20 protein-coding genes are annotated in these 21052 nt (G+C 66.0%); 13 read left to right on the plus strand and 7 right to left on the minus strand.

Annotated elements, in window-relative coordinates; all coding sequences use genetic code 11:
* Nucleotides 1-7: 7 nt before the first annotated feature.
* From AACH00_RS05760 to ligA, 4 genes are all read left to right on the plus strand, one after another.
* Nucleotides 8-1060: a cell division protein ZipA C-terminal FtsZ-binding domain-containing protein gene (locus AACH00_RS05760; protein WP_341398135.1), complete on the plus strand. Its 1053-nt coding sequence runs from the start codon at nucleotides 8-10 to the stop codon at nucleotides 1058-1060.
* 13 nt (nucleotides 1061-1073) lie between these two features.
* Entirely contained in the window at nucleotides 1074-2381 is a 1308-nt protein-coding gene (gene paeA / locus AACH00_RS05765) for a polyamine export protein PaeA (RefSeq protein ID WP_341398136.1), read from the plus strand.
* Nucleotides 2382-2620: 239 nt separating this feature from the next.
* Complete coding sequence (locus tag AACH00_RS05770) at nucleotides 2621-3070, plus strand: hypothetical protein (protein ID WP_341398137.1); 450 nt, start codon at nucleotides 2621-2623, stop codon at nucleotides 3068-3070.
* Between the two features lie 127 nt (nucleotides 3071-3197).
* Nucleotides 3198-5297, plus strand: coding sequence for an NAD-dependent DNA ligase LigA (ligA, locus tag AACH00_RS05775; protein WP_341398138.1), 2100 nt, complete (start codon nucleotides 3198-3200; stop codon nucleotides 5295-5297).
* Here ligA and AACH00_RS05780 read toward each other — a convergent pair.
* Nucleotides 5285-5581, minus strand: coding sequence for a hypothetical protein (locus AACH00_RS05780; protein ID WP_341398139.1), 297 nt, complete (start codon nucleotides 5579-5581; stop codon nucleotides 5285-5287). The genes ligA and AACH00_RS05780 overlap by 13 nt on opposite strands.
* Nucleotides 5582-5911: 330 nt before the next feature.
* Here AACH00_RS05780 and def point away from each other — a divergent pair, with 330 nt between their 5' ends.
* Together def and AACH00_RS05790 are read left to right on the plus strand one after the other, a co-directional pair.
* Nucleotides 5912-6475 (plus strand): peptide deformylase, encoded by a 564-nt coding sequence (gene def / locus AACH00_RS05785; protein ID WP_341398140.1) that lies wholly within the window; start codon nucleotides 5912-5914, stop codon nucleotides 6473-6475.
* A 70-nt stretch (nucleotides 6476-6545) separates the two neighbouring features.
* On the plus strand, nucleotides 6546-8603 hold the full coding sequence (locus tag AACH00_RS05790; protein WP_341398141.1) for a DUF6600 domain-containing protein: 2058 nt from the start codon (nucleotides 6546-6548) through the stop codon (nucleotides 8601-8603).
* 15 nt (nucleotides 8604-8618) lie between these two features.
* Here AACH00_RS05790 and AACH00_RS05795 read toward each other — a convergent pair whose 3' ends face one another.
* Nucleotides 8619-9305 (minus strand): arylesterase, encoded by a 687-nt coding sequence (locus AACH00_RS05795; protein WP_341398142.1) that lies wholly within the window; start codon nucleotides 9303-9305, stop codon nucleotides 8619-8621.
* Between AACH00_RS05795 and AACH00_RS05800 the strand changes: the two genes are divergently transcribed.
* Nucleotides 9304-9975 (plus strand): ABC transporter ATP-binding protein, encoded by a 672-nt coding sequence (locus AACH00_RS05800; protein WP_341398143.1) that lies wholly within the window; start codon nucleotides 9304-9306, stop codon nucleotides 9973-9975. The two genes, AACH00_RS05795 and AACH00_RS05800, sit on opposite strands and share 2 nt — an antisense overlap.
* Before the next feature lie 59 nt (nucleotides 9976-10034).
* Here AACH00_RS05800 and AACH00_RS05805 read toward each other — a convergent pair whose 3' ends face one another.
* The 5 genes from AACH00_RS05805 to AACH00_RS05825 form a co-directional block, all read right to left on the minus strand.
* The gene (locus AACH00_RS05805; protein WP_341398144.1) at nucleotides 10035-10826 is read right to left on the minus strand and encodes a peptidylprolyl isomerase; all 792 of its coding nucleotides are present in this window, start codon (nucleotides 10824-10826) and stop codon (nucleotides 10035-10037) included.
* Nucleotides 10827-10932: 106 nt separating this feature from the next.
* Nucleotides 10933-11208, minus strand: coding sequence for a BolA family protein (locus AACH00_RS05810; RefSeq protein ID WP_341398145.1), 276 nt, complete (start codon nucleotides 11206-11208; stop codon nucleotides 10933-10935).
* Nucleotides 11205-11855, minus strand: coding sequence for a septation protein A (locus AACH00_RS05815; RefSeq protein ID WP_341398146.1), 651 nt, complete (start codon nucleotides 11853-11855; stop codon nucleotides 11205-11207). Before AACH00_RS05815 ends, AACH00_RS05810 begins: the two co-directional genes overlap by 4 nt.
* A complete protein-coding gene (gene msrB, locus AACH00_RS05820; RefSeq protein WP_341398147.1) occupies nucleotides 11852-12283 on the minus strand; it encodes a peptide-methionine (R)-S-oxide reductase MsrB in 432 nt (143 codons plus the stop codon). Before msrB ends, AACH00_RS05815 begins: the two co-directional genes overlap by 4 nt.
* Nucleotides 12280-13809 (minus strand): protein adenylyltransferase SelO, encoded by a 1530-nt coding sequence (locus tag AACH00_RS05825; protein WP_341398148.1) that lies wholly within the window; start codon nucleotides 13807-13809, stop codon nucleotides 12280-12282. The genes msrB and AACH00_RS05825 overlap by 4 nt, the downstream gene beginning before the upstream one ends.
* Before the next feature lie 126 nt (nucleotides 13810-13935).
* Here AACH00_RS05825 and AACH00_RS05830 point away from each other — a divergent pair, with 126 nt between their 5' ends.
* The 6 genes from AACH00_RS05830 to AACH00_RS05855 all read left to right on the plus strand — a co-directional run bounded on the left by AACH00_RS05830 (nucleotide 13936) and on the right by AACH00_RS05855 (nucleotide 20934).
* Nucleotides 13936-15585 carry a 3-(methylthio)propionyl-CoA ligase gene (locus AACH00_RS05830; protein ID WP_341398149.1) on the plus strand — a complete coding sequence of 550 codons (1650 nt, stop codon included), beginning with the start codon at nucleotides 13936-13938 and terminating at the stop codon, nucleotides 15583-15585.
* A gap of 159 nt (nucleotides 15586-15744) precedes the next feature.
* Nucleotides 15745-16983 carry a branched-chain amino acid ABC transporter substrate-binding protein gene (locus AACH00_RS05835; RefSeq protein ID WP_341398150.1) on the plus strand — a complete coding sequence of 413 codons (1239 nt, stop codon included), beginning with the start codon at nucleotides 15745-15747 and terminating at the stop codon, nucleotides 16981-16983.
* Between the two features lie 157 nt (nucleotides 16984-17140).
* Entirely contained in the window at nucleotides 17141-18115 is a 975-nt protein-coding gene (locus AACH00_RS05840) for a branched-chain amino acid ABC transporter permease (RefSeq protein WP_423221909.1), read from the plus strand.
* A gap of 4 nt (nucleotides 18116-18119) precedes the next feature.
* Nucleotides 18120-19436, plus strand: coding sequence for a branched-chain amino acid ABC transporter permease (locus AACH00_RS05845; protein ID WP_423221901.1), 1317 nt, complete (start codon nucleotides 18120-18122; stop codon nucleotides 19434-19436).
* 2 nt (nucleotides 19437-19438) lie between these two features.
* Entirely contained in the window at nucleotides 19439-20230 is a 792-nt protein-coding gene (locus AACH00_RS05850; RefSeq protein WP_341398152.1) for an ABC transporter ATP-binding protein, read from the plus strand.
* An 8-nt stretch (nucleotides 20231-20238) separates the two neighbouring features.
* Nucleotides 20239-20934 (plus strand): ABC transporter ATP-binding protein, encoded by a 696-nt coding sequence (locus AACH00_RS05855; RefSeq protein WP_341398464.1) that lies wholly within the window; start codon nucleotides 20239-20241, stop codon nucleotides 20932-20934.
* Nucleotides 20935-21052 lie beyond the last annotated feature (118 nt).

A 21052-nucleotide genomic window follows, 5' to 3' on the forward strand; every position in this document is an offset into this window, starting at 1 on the left:
GCTCTCGATGACGTTGACGGTGGCATTGGCGATGCTGGCAGGCGTGGTGCTGCTGGTGGTGGTGGTACATGGCGCCTGGACTTCGCGCCGGGCGGCGCCACGTCAGGCGCAGGTTGAATCGGGCGCAACGGGTGGTCGGGTCGAGCCCGTGCTGGGCGGCGAAGCCGGCCAGTCGGATGTGGCCGAAGCAGTGGCTGCGGCGGCCGAGTTGCCTCGCAACCCTGCCGTGGTGCGCAGATCGGCCCGCATCGATGCGTTGATCGACGCCATTGCCACGCTGTCCATCGACGCGCCGGTGAGTGGTGAGCTGGCCCTGCAGCACCTGCCGCCCAGCCGCCGTGCCGGTGGCAAGCCCTTCCACATCGAAGGCCTCAACACCGACAGCGGTGAGTGGGAAGTGCCGCGCGCCGGCCAGCGCTACGGTGAGTTCCAGGCCGGTCTGCAGATGGCCAACCGACTGGGCGCACTGAACGAAATCGAATACTCCGAATTTGTCCAGAAGATCCAGGCCTTTGCCGACGCGCTGGGTGCAGCGCCTGACTTCCCCGACATGCTCGACATCGTCGCGCGGGCCCGTGAACTGGACGGCTTTGCGAGCCAGCACGACGCGCAGCTGACGTCGCTGTTGCGCGCCAACTCCATCGCCTGGAGCGTGGGCTACCTGCAGCAATGCGCCGGTCGCCATGGCTTTGTGCCGGGCGCCGTGCCGGGCCGCCTGGTGCTGACCTCGAACGAGGAAGGCGCGCCGCCGATGCTGGTGCTGGCCTTTGACCACCAGGCCGCATTGGCCGACGACCCCGGCCATGCCGCGCTGCGCGAATTGACGCTGAGCCTGGACGTGCCGCAGACGCCGGAATCGGCCGAGCCGTTCGCCGCATGGCAGGAATGCGCCCGTCGCCTGGCGGATGACCTCGACGCAACGCTGGTGGACGACCAGGGCCAGCCCATCACGCTGCATGCCTTTGCGGCCATCGGCCAGGAGTTGCAGCGCCTTTACCGTGCGCTGGAATCGCGCGATCTGACGGCGGGCAGCCTGGCGGCGCGCCGCCTGTTCAGCTGAAGGCGGTGCGGGCGTGGAACTGGGCACCAGCTTGCTGTTGATTGCCTCGCTGATCGCGACGGCGGCCTTTTTCTCGGCCGCTGAAATTTCCATGGCGGCCGCCCGGCGCCTCAAACTCACGCAACTGGCGGATGAGGGCGACGCCCGCGCGGCCCAGGTGCTGGCCGTGCAGGACGCACCGGGCCACTATTTCACCGTCGTGCAGATCGGCCTCAACATGGTCGCCATCCTGGGCGGCATCGTGGGTGAAGGCGCACTGACGCCGTTTTTTGCGCAGGCACTCGGCTGGGTGATGACCCCCGAGCGCGCCCAGACCTTCGGCTTTGCCTCTTCGTTCCTGACCATCACGGCCCTGTTCATCGTGCTGGCAGATCTGGTGCCGCGCCGACTGGGCATGAATGACCCGGAACGGCTGGCCATGCTCACGGTCGGGCCGATGCTCTGGCTCACCGCCTTGCTCAAGCCACTGGTGTGGCTCTTCAACGGCCTGACGGATGCGCTGTCGAAGTTGCTGGGCCTGCCCGCGCAGCGCGATGACCGCATCACCCACCACGATATTCTTGCCTTGACCGAGGCCGGTGCGCAGGCTGGCGTGGTGGCCTCGGCCGAGCAGCAGGTCATCGAGAACGTCTTCGAGCTTGATACCCGCAAGGTTGAAAGTGCGATGACCACGCGTGAGCGGGTGGTGTACCTCCTGCTTGACGACGACGAAGCCCTGATCCGCACCCGCGTGGCGCAAGACCCGCATTCCACCTACCTGGTGTGTGATGGCGGTATCGATCAGGTGCTGGGTTATGTGGACGCGACCGATCTGTTCCAGCGCTTCCTGCGTGAAGAGCCGCTGACGCTGCGTGACACCTCGGGCGGGCAGCTCATCCACAAGGTGCTGATCGTGCCCGACCGGCTGACGCTGGCCGAGATGCTGACCCAGTTCCGCCAGGCCCATGAAGACTTTGCAGTCATCGTCAACGAATACAGCCTGGTGGTGGGTGTCATCACGCTGAACGACGTGATGAGCACGGTGATGGGCAGCATGGTGGCCTCGCACGACGAAGAGCAGATCGTGCGCCGCGATGACGGCTCCTGGCTGGCCGACGGCATCACGCCGATCCCTGACCTGCAACGTGCGCTCGGCATCGACACCTGGCCGCAAGCCGGCCAGTACGACACGCTCGCCGGCTTCCTCATGGTGATGCTGCGCCGCATTCCGAAGCGCACCGACGTGGTGATGCTGGAAGGCTGGCGCTTCGAGGTGGTGGACGTGGACAGCCACCGGGTCGACCAGGTGATGATCGTGCGCGTGCCAGAGGCGGCCGCCTGACGTCTTTCCCGGGTGTCTGTGCGCACCGCTGCCTGCTTTGGGCGTCAAGGTGCCTCGACCTAGGGGGACGCTGGCCAAATGGGCGCAAATCAGCCCCAAACCCCGCCAGAACCCACCCCCTAGGTTCGACTTGAGTGCTTACAAATCAACACCGTGCGCTACAGAATCAGTTCACACCGCCAGCTTCCATGAGAAGTGAAAGAGCGGTGGATCTGTCAACAAGCACACGGAGTTTAGGCATGAAGCGTTCGATTTTTGCTGCAGTTCTGGCTGGTCTTTCCCTTGCTGGTGCCACCGCACATGCGGGCACCTTTCCGAAGGACATCTACCTGCTGAGCCCGGACACGGGTGGTTATTTCTGCGATTACTTCAAGAGCGTCAAGGTTGACAAGGCCACCGGCGCGCTGACCGGCGAGCTCGATGCCAAGTCCTACTGCGGCCTGTCGAAGGCAGCTGCTTCGGGCGCCGTTGGCAAGATCAAGCCTGCCGGCGACGCTGCTTTCCTGATCAGCGACTACAACCTCGCTTACGGCGACTCGGGCATCCCGGTGGTGTACGTGGTCCTGCTGGCCACCGGTACCTACGAGTTGAAGTTGTATGACGGCACCGTGGCACTGGCTGGCCAATGGACTGGCACGGCACCGGCGGCTTCGCTCGCTGGCAGCATGAAGCCTGCCCTGGCGCGCTGATCTGCGCTCGGGGCGGCCGACAGCGCGGGCCTTTCGGGCCCTCGAGGCTGCAGTCCCACCGCACCAAGGCCACCCCCGGGTGGCCTTTTTCATTGGTTCGGCGTTGGGCGCTGCGTACACTTCAGGCATGCCCCTGAATTTTGATGAAGCTGCCGCGCAGGCAGCGGCGTTGCGCACGGAGTTGCACCTTCATGCGCACCGGTACTACGTGCTCGATGAGCCCACCATTCCAGACGCCGAGTACGACCGCCTGTTCCAGACGCTGCAGGCCCTGGAAAACGCGCACCCGGCGCTGCGTACGCCGGATTCGCCTACCCAGCGGGTGCTGGGTACGCTGCTGGACGGTTTCACGCCTGTGGTCCATGCCGTGCCCATGCTCAGCATCCGCACGGAAACCGACACCACCTCAGCTGGCGCCGAGGCGTTCGACCAGCGCGTGCGCCGCGAACTGGCGTTGACCGAAACAGACGCGCCGGTCAGCTACGCCGCCGAGCTGAAGTTTGATGGTTTGGCCATCAACCTGCGCTATGAAGACGGCGTGCTCGTGCGGGCCGCCACCCGGGGTGATGGTGAATCTGGCGAAGACGTGACCCAGAACATCCGCACCATCGGGCAGATCCCCTTGCGCCTGCATACCGAAGCCGCGCCACCCGTGGTGGAAGTGCGCGGCGAGGTCTACATGCGGCGTGATGACTTCGAGGCACTGAACGAGCGCCAGCGCCAACTGATTGCCGCAGGCGCGAAGAACGAAAAGACCTTCGTCAATCCGCGCAACGCCGCCGCTGGCGCCGTGCGGCAACTGGACCCGGCCATCGCCGCCCGCCGCCCCTTGAGCTTCTTCGCCTACGGGCTGGGTGAGGTGCAAGGCTGGGACATTCCGGGCACCCACAGCGGCTTGCTGGATGCGCTCAAGGCCTGGGGCCTGCCGGTGTGTGATGACCGCGCCGTGGTGGCTGGCGCCGCGGGCTTGTCAGCCTTCCATGAGCGCATGGGCGCCCGCCGCGACAGCCTGCCGTTTGACATCGACGGCGTGGTCTACAAGGTGGACGACCGGGGGCTGCAAGAGCGTCTGGGCTTCGTGACCCGCGAACCCCGCTGGGCGGTGGCGCACAAGTACCCGGCCCAGGAGCAAACCACCACCTTGCTCGACATCGACATCCAGGTCGGCCGCACCGGCAAGCTGACGCCGGTGGCCAAGCTGGACCCGGTGTTCGTGGGCGGCACCACGGTCAGCAACGCCACGCTGCACAACGAAGACGAAGCCCGCCGGAAGGATGTGCGCGTGGGCGACACCGTCATCGTGCGCCGTGCCGGTGACGTGATTCCGGAGGTGGTGGGCGTGGTGCTGGAGCGCCGCCCCGACACCGTGGGCGAGCCGTTTGATCTGTACAAGCGCCTGGGTGGCCAGTGCCCCGTGTGCGCCAGTCCGATCGAGCGCGAAGAGGGCGAGGCCGATTGGCGCTGCACCGGTGGGCTGACCTGCCCGGCGCAGCGCAAGCAGGCCCTGCTGCACTTCGCCAGCCGCCGCATGATGGACATCGAAGGCCTGGGCGACAAGCTCGTCGACCAGATGGTGGACGCCGGTGTCATCAAGGCGCTGCCCGACATCTACAAGCTCGGCTTTGCCAGCCTGGCCACGCTTGAGCGCATGGGCGAAAAAAGCGCACACAACCTGCTGAGCGCCATCGAGCAGAGCAAGGCCACCACCTTGGGGCGCTTCCTGTTCAGTCTGGGCATCCGGCATGTGGGAGAGGCCACCGCGAAAGACCTGGCCCGCCATTTCGGCACCATCGATCGCCTGATGGACGCCCGGGTGGAGGAACTGCTGGAAGTGAACGATGTCGGCCCGGTGGTGGCGCACAGCCTGCGCCACTTCTTTGACCAGCCGCACCACCGCGAGGTGGTGGAACAACTGCGTGCGGCCGGTGTGCACTGGCCAGACGTGGTGGGCACGGCCAGTGACGCGCCGCGCCCGCTGCTGGGCAAGACCCTGGTGCTGACCGGCACCTTGCCGGTGTTGAGCCGCGACGAGGCCAAGGCGCTCATTGAAGAGGCCGGCGGCAAGGTGAGCGGGTCGGTGTCGAAGAAGACCCACTACGTGGTGGCCGGCGAGGAAGCCGGCAGCAAGCTCGACAAGGCCCGAGACCTGGGCGTGCCGGTGCTGGACGAGGCGGGTTTGCGGGCTTTGCTGGCACCGGCCTCTGACGAATCGCCTCAGGGCACTTGAGCCGGTGCCGGTGCGGCGGGCAGCCGCAAGCTGCCTGCACCGATCACCCGGCTGCCTTCCTTCAGCTGGAAGTCGGGCTGGTCCGCGCGCAGGCGCACGGGCAAGACGCAGCGCAGCGTGGCTGGCCTGGTCTGCCCGGGGGCGATCTGGCTCTCAGGGTCCGGCAGCAGCAACACGCAGCTAACCGGGGACGCGTCGCCCGAAAACTGGACCAGCGGCCGGAAGCGATGCAGCAGGGGCTCGTCCCGACCGCTGCGCAGGCCCCTGGGCAGCAAAGTGATCATCACCGGCAGCGCACGCTCGGCTGGCAGTTCAAAGACAGTGGCTGCGGCCGGGGCACTGGCAGGTGCCTCCGCGCCGGGCGCACTGACCGCCTCTTGCCCCAGCGCTGGCAGGTGCAGGGTACATGCGCAAGCACTGATCAAGGCGACTGTTGCCCAGCCGCGCGGTGAGGGCAGGGCGCGTCGCGCTGCAACAGGTTCGACGTGCGGCAGGGGCTTGCGGAGCGTTAGCATGGCGGCTATTTTGCCGGTGTGGTGAATGGCGCTGGTCCGGTGTGCAGCTGGCCGCCTCGGTCGCCTAATCACCGCGACAGCCAGCCCAGGAGCGAAGACATGCCCGTACGCGAAATTCTGAAGATGGGCGATGCCCGCCTGTTGCAGGTGGCCCAGCCAGTGACCGAGTTCGACACCGCAGCGCTGCACGCGCTGGTGGACGATTTGCAAGACACCATGATCGCCGCCAATGGTGCAGGCCTGGCTGCGCCTCAGATCGGTGTGGATCTGCAGGTGGTGCTGTTCGGGTTCGATCGCAACGACCGGTACCCCGATGCCCCTGCCGTGCCGCGCACCGTGCTGATCAACCCGGTGATCACGCCCTTGCCGCCTGAAGGGGCCGATGCGGACCAAGCCCCACGCCTGGATGACGGCTGGGAAGGCTGTCTGTCGGTGCCCGGGCTGCGTGGTGTGGTGCCGCGATTTGCCCGCATCCACTACACCGGGGTCGATCAGTTCGGGCAGGTGATCGACCGCATCGCCGAGGGCTTCCATGCGCGGGTGGTGCAGCACGAGTGCGATCACCTCATCGGACGGTTGTATCCGACCCGCATGAAGGACCTCCGGCAACTGGGCTTCACCAGCGTGCTCTTCCCTGACCTCGACCCAAACTCCGACGATTGAACACCACTGGTTGCAGCCGCCGGTCAGCCAAACCTTGGGCTGGCGCGTTGTGCATCCAGGAGACTCACCCATGACCTTCGCATTACCTGTTGTTGCCGGCCTGATGTCCAGGGCCTTCGGGCGTTGGCATGGGGGCCTCTTGCTGTTGCTGGCCGCCTTGCTGGGCCTCAGTGCGCCCGCGCGCGCCGAGGATGACCCGCCCGGCCGGGTGGGGCGTGTGGCCGAGTTGCGCGGCACCGCCTGGGTGCAGGAGCCGGGTAGTCGCGAGTGGGACGAGTTGCTGCGCAACCGCCCCGTGACCACCGGCGACCGCCTGCGCTCTGACCGCAATGGCCGCGTGGAAGTGCGCATCGGCTCGTCCACCGTGCGCCTGGATGAAAACTCCGAGCTGGAGGTGATGCGCCTGGACGATGAGCGCATCGACCTGCTGCTGCACACCGGCAGTGCCGCACTGCGGGTGCGCCAGCCCGAGGTGGTGTTCGAAACCTCGTTGCGCACGCAGGATGGCAGTTTCCAGCCGCGCAGCCCTGGTCACTACCGGGTTGACCGGCTGGGCCGCGGCACTTTCGTGAACGTGCTGTCGGGCGAGCTGCAGTTTGACGGCCGCGACAGCGCCTTGCCGCTGAAGGCAGGCCAACGGGCCGAGCTGTGGACGGCGCCCGAAGATGGCGCCACGCATTACACCTGGGTGGGATTGCCCGCCGATGAGTTTGACCGCTGGGTGCGCGCCGATGACGCGCGCGACGACCAGCGGATGGCCCAGCAGCGCCGCTATGTCTCGCCCGAGATGACCGGCATGGAAGACCTCGACGGCCGGGGCCGCTGGGAGACGCACCCGGAATACGGCCCGGTGTGGTCGCCGGCCCAGGTCGCCGTGGGTTGGGCCCCGTATCGCTACGGCCATTGGGCCTGGGTGCGTCCGTGGGGCTGGACCTGGATCGACGATGCGCCCTGGGGCTTTGCGCCGTTCCACTACGGCCGCTGGGTGTTCTGGAGCAACCGCTGGTGCTGGACCCCGGGCCGATATGTGCACCGCCCGGTGTATGCGCCGGCGCTGGTGGGCTGGGTGGGCTCGCCCGGTGTGAGCGTGTCGATCTCCATCGGCAACCGTCCTGGCGGCAACATCGGCTGGGTGCCGCTGGGCCCGCGGGAGGTTTATCACCCGCACTACCGCGTGTCGCCGCGCTATGAGAACAACCTGAATGGCTACCCGGGCACCGTGCCGCGCTACCGGCCTGACCCCGGCCAGCCGGTGCAGTACGTGAACCGCGGCGCGCCTGGTGGCGTGACGGTGGTGGGGGCGGACACCCTTGGCCAGCGCCGCACCATCATGCCGGTGCCCGTGCCGCGCTCGAATGAGCGTGAAGAGTGGCGCAGCGTGGTGCCGCCGCAGCCGACCGGCGGCGTAGATCGTGGTGGTGATCGTGGTGGACGTGAGCCGGGTCCTCGTCCGGTGACGCCGGGCTTCCAGGGTGGTGGTGCCGGGCAGATGCCGTCGCAGCCGGGCATGCAGCCGGGCATGCAGCCGGGCATGCAACCCGGCGTGCCGGCGACATCGCCAGCCGCAGCCGCCGCAGCGGCCGCACAGCAGGCGCCTTGGTCGCGGGGCGCCGGTGAGCAACGTGATGACCGCTTCGAGCGCGGTGATCGGGTGGAGCGTGGCAACTCGGGCCGGCCGGTGCAGGTGATGCCGGCGGTGCAGCCGCAGGTGCAGTCACAGCCGCAATTCCCGTTGCAACCGCAGGCGCAACCGCAGCCTCAACCGCAAGCGCCGGTACAAGCTGCCCCGACCGCCCCCTGGCGTGGTCGCGACGGTTTTGGTGATGGCTCGGCCGCGCCACGGCCGGAGCGCCCGAACACCGAGCGCGGCTTCCCGGATCGGCAGGTGCAGCCGGTGCGTCCGGCCATGCCCTCGGCTCAAATGCCGTCGCAGATGCCTTCACCAGCGGCCCAGCCCCAGGCCCAGATGCCCGCGCCTCAGGCCCGCCCTGTGGTGCCGTCCTTCCCCATGCCCAGCCGCGATCGTGCGGAGCGGGGCGATGCGCCTGAGCGCGGCGACAAGGGTGATCGCAAGGACAACCAGCGCGGCCCGACCAACCGCCGCGAGAACGGCGATCGCGGCAACTGAGCTGGTGGCCCGTGCTCAGCGCAACAAGGGCTGCAGCGCGGGCCAGATATTGGCCAGGATCAGCGGATGCGCCTCGGCCTTGGGGTGAATGCGGTCCGCCTGGAACCAGCGCTCGGCATCGGCCTGGTCGGCGATGCCCTTGAGCATGAAGGGCACCAGCGCCGCGCCTTCGGCCTTGGCCACCTGGGCGAATGACGCGCTGAATTCCTCGGTGTAGCTGCGGCCGTAGTTCGGCGGCACCTGCATGCCCACCAGCAGCACCTTGGCCCCGGCAGCCTTGGCGGCCTGGCTCATCGCGCGCAAGTTGTCGCGCGTGCTTTGCAGCGGCATGCCGCGCAGGGCGTCGTTGCCGCCCAGCTCGATCACCACCACGGTCGGTTTGTGTTGCGTCAGCAGTGGTGCCAGGCGGGCCCGTCCGCCCGACGTGGTGTCGCCGCTGATGCTGGCATTCACCACCTCGACCCCCGTGCGTTCCTTGCGCAGCCGCTCCGCCAGCAAGGCGGCCCAGCCCGTGCCGCGCGCCAGCCCGTATTCGGCCGACAGGCTGTCGCCCACGATCAGCACCCGTGTGCTTGTGGGGGCTGCTGCCACGGCTGCGGGCGTGAGCGCTGCCAGCGCGCTACAGTGCCAGGCAAGGCAGGGCAGTGCGCCCTGCAGCAACAACTGCCGGCGGGTGCGCGGCGCAAGGTCCTTCAAGCTCATGTCTGATCCCATCATCGCCGTTGAACACGTCAGCAAATCGGTGACCGACGCGACCGGTACCCTGACGATTCTCCACGACATTGATTTCTCCCTGCAGGCGCAGGAGTCTGCCGCCATCGTCGGTGCCTCAGGCTCCGGCAAAAGCACCTTGCTGGCGCTGATGGCCGGCCTCGATGTGCCCACCACCGGCACGGTGCGTCTGGACGGTATTGATCTCTTCGCGCTGGACGAAGACGCCCGCGCCGCGGTGCGGGCGCAGAAGCTCGGCTTCGTGTTCCAGAGCTTCCAGCTGCTGGCCAACCGCACGGCGCTCGAGAACGTCATGCTGCCGCTGGAGTTGGCCGGGGTGCGCGATGCGCGCCACCTGGCCACCGAGATGCTGCGCCGCGTGGGGCTGGGTGAGCGCCTGCGCCACTATCCGCGTCTTCTGTCGGGTGGTGAGCAGCAACGGGTGGCGCTGGCGCGCGCGTTTGTCGTGCGGCCCAAGGTGCTGCTGGCCGACGAGCCCACCGGCAGCCTCGATCACGCCACCGGTGACACCGTGATGGCCCTGATGTTCGAGCTCAACCGCGAAGCCGGCACCACGCTGGTCATGGTGACCCACGATCCGGCCATCGCCGCTCGCTGCGACCGGCAACTGCGCATCGAGGCCGGTCGCCTGGTGGTTTGACGATGGCCAAAAAAAAGCGCCCCGCGGGGCGCTTTCTTCATCAGCCCGAAGGCCGGTGATCACTGGAACTTGTAGTCGGTCTTGGCGCTGTTCTTCAGGGATTCCTGGAACTGCTGGACCTTGGCCTGGCCGATACGCTGCATCAGCTGCGCCTTCACCTCTTCAAACGGAGGGAACTGGGCTTCGCGGGTGTCTTCCAGCTTGATGATGTGGAAGCCGAACTGGGTCTTCACCGGCTCGGAGGTGACTTCACCCTTCTTCAGCGCGGCCATGGCCTTGCCGAATTCCGGCACGTAGGCGTCAGGCTTGGCGAAGTCGAGGTCGCCGCCGTTTTCAGCAGAACCCGGGTCCTTCGAATGCTTCTTGGCCAGGTCGTCGAACTTGGCGCCAGCCTTCAGCTCGGCGATCAGCTTCTTGGCTTCGTCTTCCTTCTCGACCAGGATGTGGCGAGCGCGGAACTCGGTGCCGGTGGCGCCAGCCTTGACCTTGTCGTACTCGGCGCGGGCGTCAGCTTCGGTGGCCGGGTTCTTCTTCTGGAAGTCGTTGAACAGCTCGCGGATCAGCACGGTCTGGCGCAGCAGTTCGATCTGGGCCTTGTAGTCGGCCGAGGCGGCGATGCCGCGCTTTTCGGCTTCCTGGGCGAAGATCTCGCGCAGCACGACTTCATCGCGGGCGCGGGCTTCCATTTCAGGCGACACCGGCTGGCCGGCACGGGTGGCCTGCTGCAGCAGCATCGACACGCGTGACTTCGGCACGGCCTTGCCGTTGACGATGGCGACGTTCTGGGCCGAAGCGGCCAGCGGCAGGATCGCGGCCACGACGGCCAGCAGGACAGTGGACTTGAGTTTCATGCGTGAAGCGTCAGGGAAAGATGATCGTAGGAGAAGCCGGCCGCAATTCGGGCATCCGGGGCGGGCGCCTGAGGCAGGCGTGTCATGAAGGACCGGGAAACCGGGTTCAAGTTCCGTCAGGGGTGCGGGCGTCAATGGCCAGCGCGTGAATGCCCAGGGGGATCAATTCGCGCAAGGCATCATACACAAGCCGATGGCGGGTAATCCGTGAGCTGCCGGCGAAGCGGGCACTGACGATATGCACCGACAGGTGGCTGCCTTCACGCGCGCCGGCATGGCCTGCATGGGCGGCGCTGTCGTCACGCACTTCGAGGTGGGTGGGGGCCAGGGCGCTGCGCAGGGCGGCGTCCACGGCCGAGGCGGTCACGAAGGGCGTGTTCATGCGGCAGGCGGTGGCGGTTCATCGGCCACGGGCTCTTCGGGCAGATGGCGGTTGATGTAGAGACCCTGTGCCAGCATGAACACGAACATCATCGCGGTCACGCCGAACACCTTGAAGTTGACCCAGGTGGACAGCTCGAAGGTGTAGGCCACCCAGAGGTTGATCAGACCCAGCAGGCCGAAAAAGGCCACCCAGGAAAAGTTCAGGCGCTGCCACACCGAATCGGGCAGCTGCAGTTGCTCGCCCAGCATCTGCTTGAGCAGGTTGCGGCGGAAAAACGCCTGGCTGCCCCAGAAGGCCAGGCCCAGCGCCCAGTACAGGCCGCTCGGCTTCCACTTGATGAAGGTCGGGTTGTGCAGCCACACCGTCAGCCCGCCCAGCACCGTGACCAGCACCAGGCTGACCCACAGCATCATGTCGACCTTGCGGCCACGCAGCTTCAGGAAGACGACCTGCGCCACCGTGGCGAGGATGACCACGAGCGTGGCCAGCAGCACCGGAGCCTCATCAGGCCCGACCTTGCCACCCGAGACGATCGCCCCGAAATGGGCGGTCGCGAATTCACTCGCCCACTCCTTGTGACCTTCCGCGTACTTGAAGGTGCCGAAGAACAGCAGGATAGGCAGGAAGTCGAGCAGCAGTTTCATGTGTTTTGGTCGTCCGGCGCGAAGTGTATCGCTGCCGAATTGATGCAGAACCGCTCGCCGGTCGGCTCAGGGCCGTCATCGAACACATGACCGAGGTGGGAGCCGCATCTGGCGCACCGAACTTCGACCCGCACCATGCCGTGGCTGCGGTCCTCGATGCGCTCGATGCGGCCGTCATCGACGGCCTGCCAGTAGCTCGGCCAGCCGCAGCCGGCGTCGAACTTGCTGTCGGCGCTGAACAACACGGTCTGGCAGCCCACGCAGCGGTAGTGACCGTTGCTGTCCCAGTGGTCCCAGTACTGGCCGGTGAAGGCGCGCTCGGTCGCGGCCTGGCGGGCGATCGCGTATTGGGTCGGGTTGAGTTGCTCGCGCCACTCGGCGTCAGTCTTCCGGACGGGGTAGCGCGGATCGTCGTGGTCGTGACTCATGAGGAGCAGCTCACTTCAAGTTGTTGTGCCCAATCGGGCGGAAAGCCGGCGTCGGCGTCGTGTTCGGGTTGTTCGTCGAAAGGCCGTGACAGCACGAGCAGCAGGCGCTGCACTTCGCTGAAGTCGCCGGCCTCGGCGCGGTCAATGGCCTTCTGGGCCAGGTGATTGCGCAGGATGTATTTCGGGTTCGCGGCGCGCATGGCGGCTTGCCGTTCGGTGTCGCTGACGGGCGCCAGGGCGATGCGATCGCGCCAGCGTTGCAGCCAGGCGTCGAAGGCGTCGCGGTCGAGGAACAGGTCGCGAAGGCGTGGAGGGGGCTGTGACTCCGACGCTGTGCCCGGCACGTCGCACAGCCAGCGCATCGCGATGGTGTAGTCCGCGCGGTTCGCGGCCAGCAGGCGCAACCAATCGTCCACCAGCGCACCGTCGGTGTCGTGGCTGCCGCTCAAACCCAGCTTGGCGCGCATCAAGGCCATCATGTCGCTGCTGAATTGGCTGCTGAAGGGCTCCAGCGCGGCGCGGATGGCGGCCACGTCGTCGTCGTTGCCCTGCCCGTCACCCACCAGCGGCACCAGCGCCTGGGCGAGCGCATGCAGGTTCCACCAGGCCACCTGCGGCTGCCGCGCGAAGGCATAGCGGCCCTGCTCGTCGGAGTGGTTGCAGATGTGCTGCGGGTCGAAAACATCGAGAAAGCCGAACGGTCCGTAATCGATCGTCAGGCCGAGGATGGACATGTTGTCGGTGTTCATCACGCCGTGGCAAAACCCCAGCGACTGCCAGTGCGCCAGCATCGTGGCGGTGCGGCGGGTCACGGCTTCGAGCAGGGCCAGCACGGGCTGCGGCGCCGCTGCGCACTCCGGGTAATGGTGCTTGATGACGAAGTCGGCGAGCTGTCGCAACTCGGCCGTTCGGCCCGGTTGACTGAAGTGCTCAAAATGGCCGAAGCGGATGAAGCTGGGGGCTACGCGGGTGACCACGGCGGCGGTTTCCACACGCTCTCGCCGCACCGGCAGGGCAGAGCCGGTCAGGCACAGGGCGCGGCTGGTGGGAGCGCCAAGATGGTGCATCGCTTCCGAGCACAGGAACTCGCGGATGGATGAGCGCAGCACGGCGCGGCCGTCGCCCATGCGCGAGTACGGCGTGCGCCCGGCGCCCTTGAGTTGCACTTCCATCGGTCCGGCGGAGCTGTCGATTTCGCCCAGCAGCAGCGCGCGGCCATCACCCAGCTGCCCCGCCCAGTGGCCAAACTGGTGGCCGCTGTAAACACTGGCCAGCGGCTGCATGCCGGGCCAGGCTTGGTTGCCACTCAGTACGGGCAGCGCGTCGTGTTGCTGCCACCAGTTCTCCGGCCAGCCCAGCAGCTCAGCGCAGCTGTCACTGCGCGCCACCCAATGCGGGTCGGGCAGGCCGGCGCCGGGCAATTCGGTGAAAAACGCCGGGCCGAGCGTGGCGAATCGGTTGGGCCAGGCCCGGTCCTTCGGATGGGCCGGGGCGGCAGTGGCAGGCGTTGCAGGCAATGCGGACATGCCACGAGTGTAGGCAAGGGCTGTGTCACGCGGGCGACGCAGGGACATTAGGGCAACACCGGCCTGCTTGGCGGCTGCCCGCCCCTATGATCAACGGCAACACCTTCACGATCACAGGAGACACACATGAGCGCCTTGATGGGCCAGATGATGCAGATGCCGCTGCTCATTTCTTCGCTGGTGCAGCACGCTGCCCGCCACTCGGGCGACACGGAGATCGTGTCCAAGCGCGTGGAGGGCGATATTCACCGCACCACCTGGGCGGGGGTTGAGCGCCGCTCGCGCCAGCTGGCACAGGCCTTTGATCGCCTCGGCTGCGCAGCCGGTGACCGCATCGGCACGCTGGCCTGGAACGGCTACCGCCACCTCGAGATCTATTACGGCGCCTCCGGTTCGGGCCGCGTCTGCCACACCATCAACCCGCGCCTGTTCCCGGAGCAGATCGTCTGGATCGCCAACGACGCGGCCGACACGGTGCTGATGTTCGATCTGAACTTCCTGCCGCTGATCGAGAAGATCGCCCCGGAGCTGAAGACGGTGAAGCATTTCGTTCTGATGACCGACCGGGCTCACATGCCGGCCGCCAGCACGCTGCCCAACTTGCTGTGCTACGAAGAATTGGTGGAAGCTGAAAACGGCGACTACCGCTGGCCGCAGTTCGACGAGAACACCGCGTCGAGCATCTGCTACACCTCGGGCACGACGGGCCACCCGAAGGGCGCCGTTTACAGCCACCGCTCCAGCCTGCTGCATGCCTACGCATCGGCCTTGCCGGACGCGATGAACTGCTCCACCCGTGACGTGATCCTGCCGGTGGTGCCGATGTTCCATGTCAACGCTTGGGGCCTGCCGTATTCGGCGGCGCTGGTGGGCTGCAAGCTGGTGTTCCCAGGGCCGCACCTGGACGGCAAGTCGCTGTTCGAGTTGTTCGAGAACGAGAAGGTGACCTTCTCCGCCGGCGTGCCCACCGTGTGGCTGGGTCTGCTGACCTACATGAAGGCCAACCAGCTCAAGTTCAGCTCGTTCAAGCGCACGGTGATCGGCGGTGCCGCCTGCCCACCAGCGATGATGAAGACCCTGCAGGACGACTTCGGCGTCGAGGTCATCCATGCCTGGGGCATGACCGAGCTCTCGCCGCTGGGCACGCTGTCGAAGCTGATGTCCAAGCACGACACGCTCGACAAGGACGCCCAGCAGCGCTTGCTGGAAAAGCAGGGCCGCGTCATTTACGGCATCGACATGGCCATCACCGACGACGACGGCCATGCCTTGCCCTGGGACGGCCAGGCCACCGGCAACCTGGTGGTCAAGGGCGGTTGGGTCATCAGCAGCTATTTCGGCCGCGCTGAATCACCACTGATCAGCGTCGACGGCGACCCGGGCTGGTTCCCCACCGGCGACGTGGCCAGCATCGACCCTGACGGCTTCATGCAGATCACCGACCGCAGCAAGGACGTGATCAAGTCGGGCGGCGAATGGATCAGCTCCATCGACCTCGAGAACATCGCCATGGCCCACCCGGCCGTTCATGAGGCCGCGGCCATCGCCTGCAAGCACCCGAAGTGGGACGAGCGGCCGATGCTGGTGGTGGTGCTCAAGCCGGGCGCCAGCGCCACGCGTGAAGACATCCTTGGTTTCTTCGACGGGCGCATTGCCAAATGGCAGATTCCGGATGACGTGGTGTTCACCGCCGACATTCCGCACACCGCCACCGGCAAGATCCAGAAGCTGAAGCTGCGGGAGCAGTTCAAGGATCACCAGCTGCCGGCTGCCTGAGCTCGCGTCCGAAGGCCCCATTGATGCCGTGCATCTTGGGGCCTTTGTCTCACTGGCGACAAGGATTGCAGGTATTCCCTCAAACCGGGGAGCAATCCAATCCGCTACCGTTGGCTTCGGTCGGTTTCACCGCCTCGACATACCAACAGGAGACAAACGATGACTTTCACGCGCAAGTTCTCTTCCCTGACGATCGGCGCCATGCTGGCCCTGTCGGCTGGTGCGGCCTTCGCCCAGAAGGGCGAGACGGTCAAGATCGCCTGGATCGACCCGTTGACCGGCCTGATGGCGCCGGTGGGCCAGAACCAGGTCAAGAGCTTCCAGTTCCTGGCTGAGCAGTTCAGCAAGAACAACCCGGCCGGCGTGAAGTTCGAGATCATCCCGATCGACAACAAGCTGAGCCCGGCCGAAACCCTGAATGCGCTGAAGTCGGCGATTGACCAGGGCGTTCGTTACGTCACGCAGGGCAATGGTTCGGGCGCGGCAGCCGCGCTGATCGACGCCGTGGCCAAGCACAACGAGCGCAACCCGGGCAAGGAGGTGCTGTACCTCAACCACTCTGCCGTGGACCCCGACCTGACCAACAGCAAGTGCAACTACTGGCACTTCCGTCTGGACGCTGACACGTCCATGAAGATGGAAGCCCTGACGACCTTCATGAAGGACCAGAAGGACATCCAGAAGGTTTACCTGCTGAACCAGAACTACGCGCACGGGCAGCAAGTGGCCAAGTACGCCAAGGAAAACCTGGCCCGCAAGCGCCCGGACGTGCAGATCGTCGGTGAAGACCTGCACCCGCTGGCGCAGGTGCGTGACTTCGCACCGTACATCGCCAAGATCAAGGCGGCAGGTGCCGATTCGGTCATCACCGGCAACTGGGGCTCTGACCTGACGCTGCTGATCAAGGCGGCGAACGACGCCGGCCTGAACGTCAAGTTCTACACCTACTACGCCGGCGTGAGCGGCACGCCGACCGCCATGGGCGCGGCAGCTGCCGGCCGTGTCTATCAGGTGGCTTACAACCACTCGAACATGACGGGTGTGGCGCGCAAGGTGGCTGACGACTACAAGGCCAAGTTCAACGACGACTGGTACACCGGCTCGACGTATCACATCTACGCGATGCTGGGCGAGGCGATGGCCAAGGCCAAGTCGACCGACCCGGTGAAGGTGGCTGCAGCCCTGGAAGGCCTGCGCGTCAAGAGCTTCAACGGCGAAGTTGAAATGCGCAAGACCGACCACCAGATGCAGCAGCCGCTGTACATCTCGGTCTGGCAGAAGACCGACGCGAAGAACAAGTACAGCGTCGAGAACACCGGCTACACCTTCGCGGAAGTGAAGGCCTACGACTCGTATGTGTCGAGCACGCCGACGTCCTGCCAGATGAAGCGGCCGTGAGTGGCGCGGGCGGGCCCTTGATGGCCTACCTGTCTGTACCCACGGGGCCCGCCGGAGCTCCCTCCGACGGGCCCTTTTTTCATCCAAGCCAGACACGCCTGTGGACCAGATCCTGATCAACCTTCTGAACGGCCTCAGCTCCGGCTTGCTGCTGTTCATGCTCAGCTCCGGGCTGACGCTGATTTTCAGCATGATGGGCGTGCTGAATTTCGCCCACGCCAGCTTCTACATGATTGGCGCCTACATCGCATATGCGCTGACCGGCGTGATCGGCTTCACCGCCGCGCTGTTCGTGGCGCCCTTGGCGGTCGGCGCCCTCGGTGCCCTGTTCGAACGCACGGCGCTGCGCCGCGTGCACAAATATGGCCACGTGCCTGAGTTGTTGATCACCTTCGGCCTGTCGTATGTGGTGCTCGAAGTGGTGCAACTGGTGTGGGGCCGCACCCCTTTGAATTTCACGCCGCCGGAATGGCTGCAGGGCTCTGCCTTCACGGTGGTGCAGTCGGCGCGCGACGGCTTGTCGATCGTGGCCGGCATGGCGCCGCCCGAGATGTGCCAGGTGGCCGGCGAGGCAGCGGCGCAATGCTCGCGCTTCCCGATGACCCGGGCCTTCATGATGGTGGTGGCGCTGGGCATGCTGGTGGCCTTGTGGCTGCTGCTGACCCGCACCCGCATCGGTCTGGTCATCCAGGCCGCGCTGACCCACCCTGACATGGCCGAGGCGCTGGGCCACAACGTACCGCGTGTCTTCATGCTGGTGTTTGGCAGTGGCTGCGCGCTGGCTGGCCTGGCCGGCGTGATCGGCGGCATCACCTTCGTCACTGAGCCCGCCATGGCGGCGGTGGTCGGTTCCATCATCTTCGTGGTGGTGGTGGTGGGCGGCATGGGCTCACTGGCGGGTGCCTTCGTCGGCTCCATCGTCATCGGCCTGCTGCAGACGCTGCCGCTGACCGTTGATGCATCGCTCGCTGACCTGATCAACCGATTTGGCGGGCAAGTGGGTGCGGGCACGCCCGGCTGGCCCGTGCTGCGCATCACGCTGGCCCAGGCGGCTCCGATCCTGCCTTACCTCCTGCTGGTGCTGATCCTCATCTTCCGCCCCAAGGGCCTGCTGGGCACGCGGGAGGAATGAACCCATGAAATCAATGCGACACACGCGTGAGACCCGCCCCCATTTCCACTTCAAGCCGTGGAACGTGGGCCGCTTCCTGATCTGGGGCCTGTTTGCCCTGGTGTTGGTGGTGGCGCCGCTGCTTTGGACCAGCAGCTTTGCGCAGACCATGCTGTGCCAGATCGGCATCGCCATCATTGCCTGCCTGGCCTACAACATGTTGCTGGGGCAGGGCGGCATGCTGAGCTTCGGCCACGCGGTGTACAGCGGGCTGGGTGGCTTTCTGGCCATCCACACGCTGAACCTGGCGTCTTCCGGCGCGCTGCCCATTCCCGTCAGCCTGGTGCCTGTGGCCGGTGGCTTGGGTGGCCTGCTGTTTGCGGCGCTGCTGGGCTATGTGACGACCAAGAAGTCGGGCACGACCTTCGCCATGATCACCTTGGGCATCGGTGAGCTGGTGTGGTCAATGTCGCTGATGCTGCCGGAGTTCTTCGGTGGTGAGGGCGGCATTTCGGGCAACCGGGTGTTTGGCGACAAGGTGCTGGGCATCAGCTTCGGCCCGCAGATCCAGGTGTACTACCTGATCGCGATCTACTGCTTCATCAGCACTGTTGCGATGTACGCGCTGACGCGCACCCCGCTCGGCCGCATGCTGAATGCCGTGCGCGACAACCCGGAGCGGGTCGAGTTCATCGGCTACTCCACCCAGCATGTGCGCTACTTCGCCTTCATGCTGTCGGGCTTCTTCGCCGGCATCGCCGGTGGCTTGAGTGCCCTGAACTTCGAGATCGTCACCGCCGAGGTGGTGGGGGCTGCGCGCTCGGGCGCTTACCTGCTGTTCGTCTTCCTCGGCGGCGCCACCTTCTTCTTCGGCCCGATCATCGGCGCCGTGCTGATGGTGGTGGCGCTGGTGCTGCTGTCCGAGCTGACCAAGGCCTGGCTGCTGTACCTGGGCCTGATCTTCCTGTTCATGGTGATGTTCGCGCCCGGCGGTTTCGCCAGCCTGATCATGATGAACCTGCGGGTGGCCATGTTCGGCAAGCTGCGCAAGCTCTGGACGGCTTACCTGGCCCTGGGCGGCTCGGGCCTGGTGGCCCTGCTGGGCGGCTCCGCGATGATCGAGATGCTCTATCACCTGCAGCTCAACGCAGCCTTGGGGCCTGAGATGAGCTACCTCGGCGCCACGCTGAATGCACAAGGTGCTGACAGCTGGACCGGTGCTGCCCTTGTGCTGCTCACGGGCGTGGGCATGTTCGAGCTGTCACGACGTCACTTCGCCCATGAATGGGGCGATGTGCAGGAAGAGATTGAAAAAGAAATCAAGCGCCGGGAGACCCTGTGACCATGACTTCGTCTTCACCCTACGCGCTCGAATTGCTGGGCGCCCACAAGTCATTCGGCAAGACACAGATCATTCGGGGGGCCCAGCTGCAGGTCAAACCCGGTGAGCGCGTGGCCATCATCGGCCCCAACGGCGCCGGCAAGTCCACGCTGTTCAACCTGATCTCCGGCCGCTTCGGCCTGAGCAGCGGCGAGATCCGCCTGCACGGCGAGCGCATCGACGGCCTCAAGCCCTACGAGATCAATCGCCGCGGCCTGTCGCGCAGCTTCCAGGTCAGCAACCTGTTCACCCGTCTGTCGGTATTCGAGAACCTGCGCTGCGCCGTGCTGTGGTCGATGGGCCAGAAGTACGCCTTCTGGCGCTTCCTGGCTGACCAGCATGCGGTGAATGACCGCGCCGAAGAGGTGCTGGAAATGATCCGCCTGGACAAGCGCCGCGACCAGCTGGCGATGAACCTGACCTACGCCGAGCAGCGTGCGCTGGAGATCGGCATCACCATCGCCGGGGGCTCCAGCGTCATCCTGCTCGACGAGCCCACCGCCGGCATGAGCAAGAGCGAAACCAAGCGCTTCATCCAGCTCATCCGCGAGGTGACCGAGGGCAAGACTCTGCTGACCGTGGAGCACGACATGGGCGTGGTGTTTGGTCTGGCAGACCGCATCGCGGTGCTGGTGTATGGCGAGGTGATCGCCTTTGACACGCCGGAGGCCGTGCGCGCCAACCCGCGTGTGCAGGAGGCCTATCTGGGCTCCGTGCTGGCCGACACCCAGGCGGCCGAAGGAGCGCACGCATGAGCACCGAATTGCTGAAACTGGCCAATGTGCATGCCTACTACGGCAAGAGTCATGTGCTGCACGGCGTGTCGATGAGTGTGGGCGAGGGCGAGATCGTCAGCCTGCTGGGCCGCAATGGCTCGGGCCGTTCCACCACGGTGAAAGCCATCATGGGCCTGGTCGATGCCACCGGCTCGGTGAGCTTCAAGGGCCAGGAGCTGGTGGGTCGTAAGGCCTTCGAGATTGCCCACCGCGGCGTGGGCTACGTGCCCGAGAACCGCGACATCTTCCCCAAGCTGACGGTGCACCAGAACCTGCTGCTGGGGCAGAAGAGCGGGGCGCGCAAGGGCCGCTGGGATTTCGACGACATGTACACCATGTTCCCGCGCCTGAAGGAGCGCCAGCACACCGAGGCAGGCGTGCTGTCGGGCGGCGAGCAGCAGATGCTGACGCTGTGCCGCACCTTGATGGGCGACCCGGATCTGATCATGATCGACGAGCCCACCGAAGGCCTGGCGCCGAAGATCGTCGAGCTGGTGGGCGAGTACCTGCGTGAGCTCAAGCGCCGCGGCATTTCGGTGCTGCTGGTGGAGCAGAAACTGACGATCGCGCTTGAAGTGTCGGAGCGCTGCCTGGTGATGGGCCACGGCCGCATCGTGTTTGAAGGCACGCCCACCGCACTGCGGGCGGACGCCTATGTGCGCAAGGAATGGCTGGAGGTCTGAGGCCTTTTCCGGCAAGCTGGTTTGCAAGGGGCGTGCCGTTGGTCGGCCGCCCCATTTTTTTCAGCATCAAGTGCAGCAGTACCGTGTTTTCCCTGACCCTGTGTTGTCGCCGCTGAGA

The organism is Ideonella margarita (assembly GCF_038066635.1).
GTDB classification, from domain to species: domain Bacteria; phylum Pseudomonadota; class Gammaproteobacteria; order Burkholderiales; family Burkholderiaceae_C; genus Ideonella; species Ideonella margarita.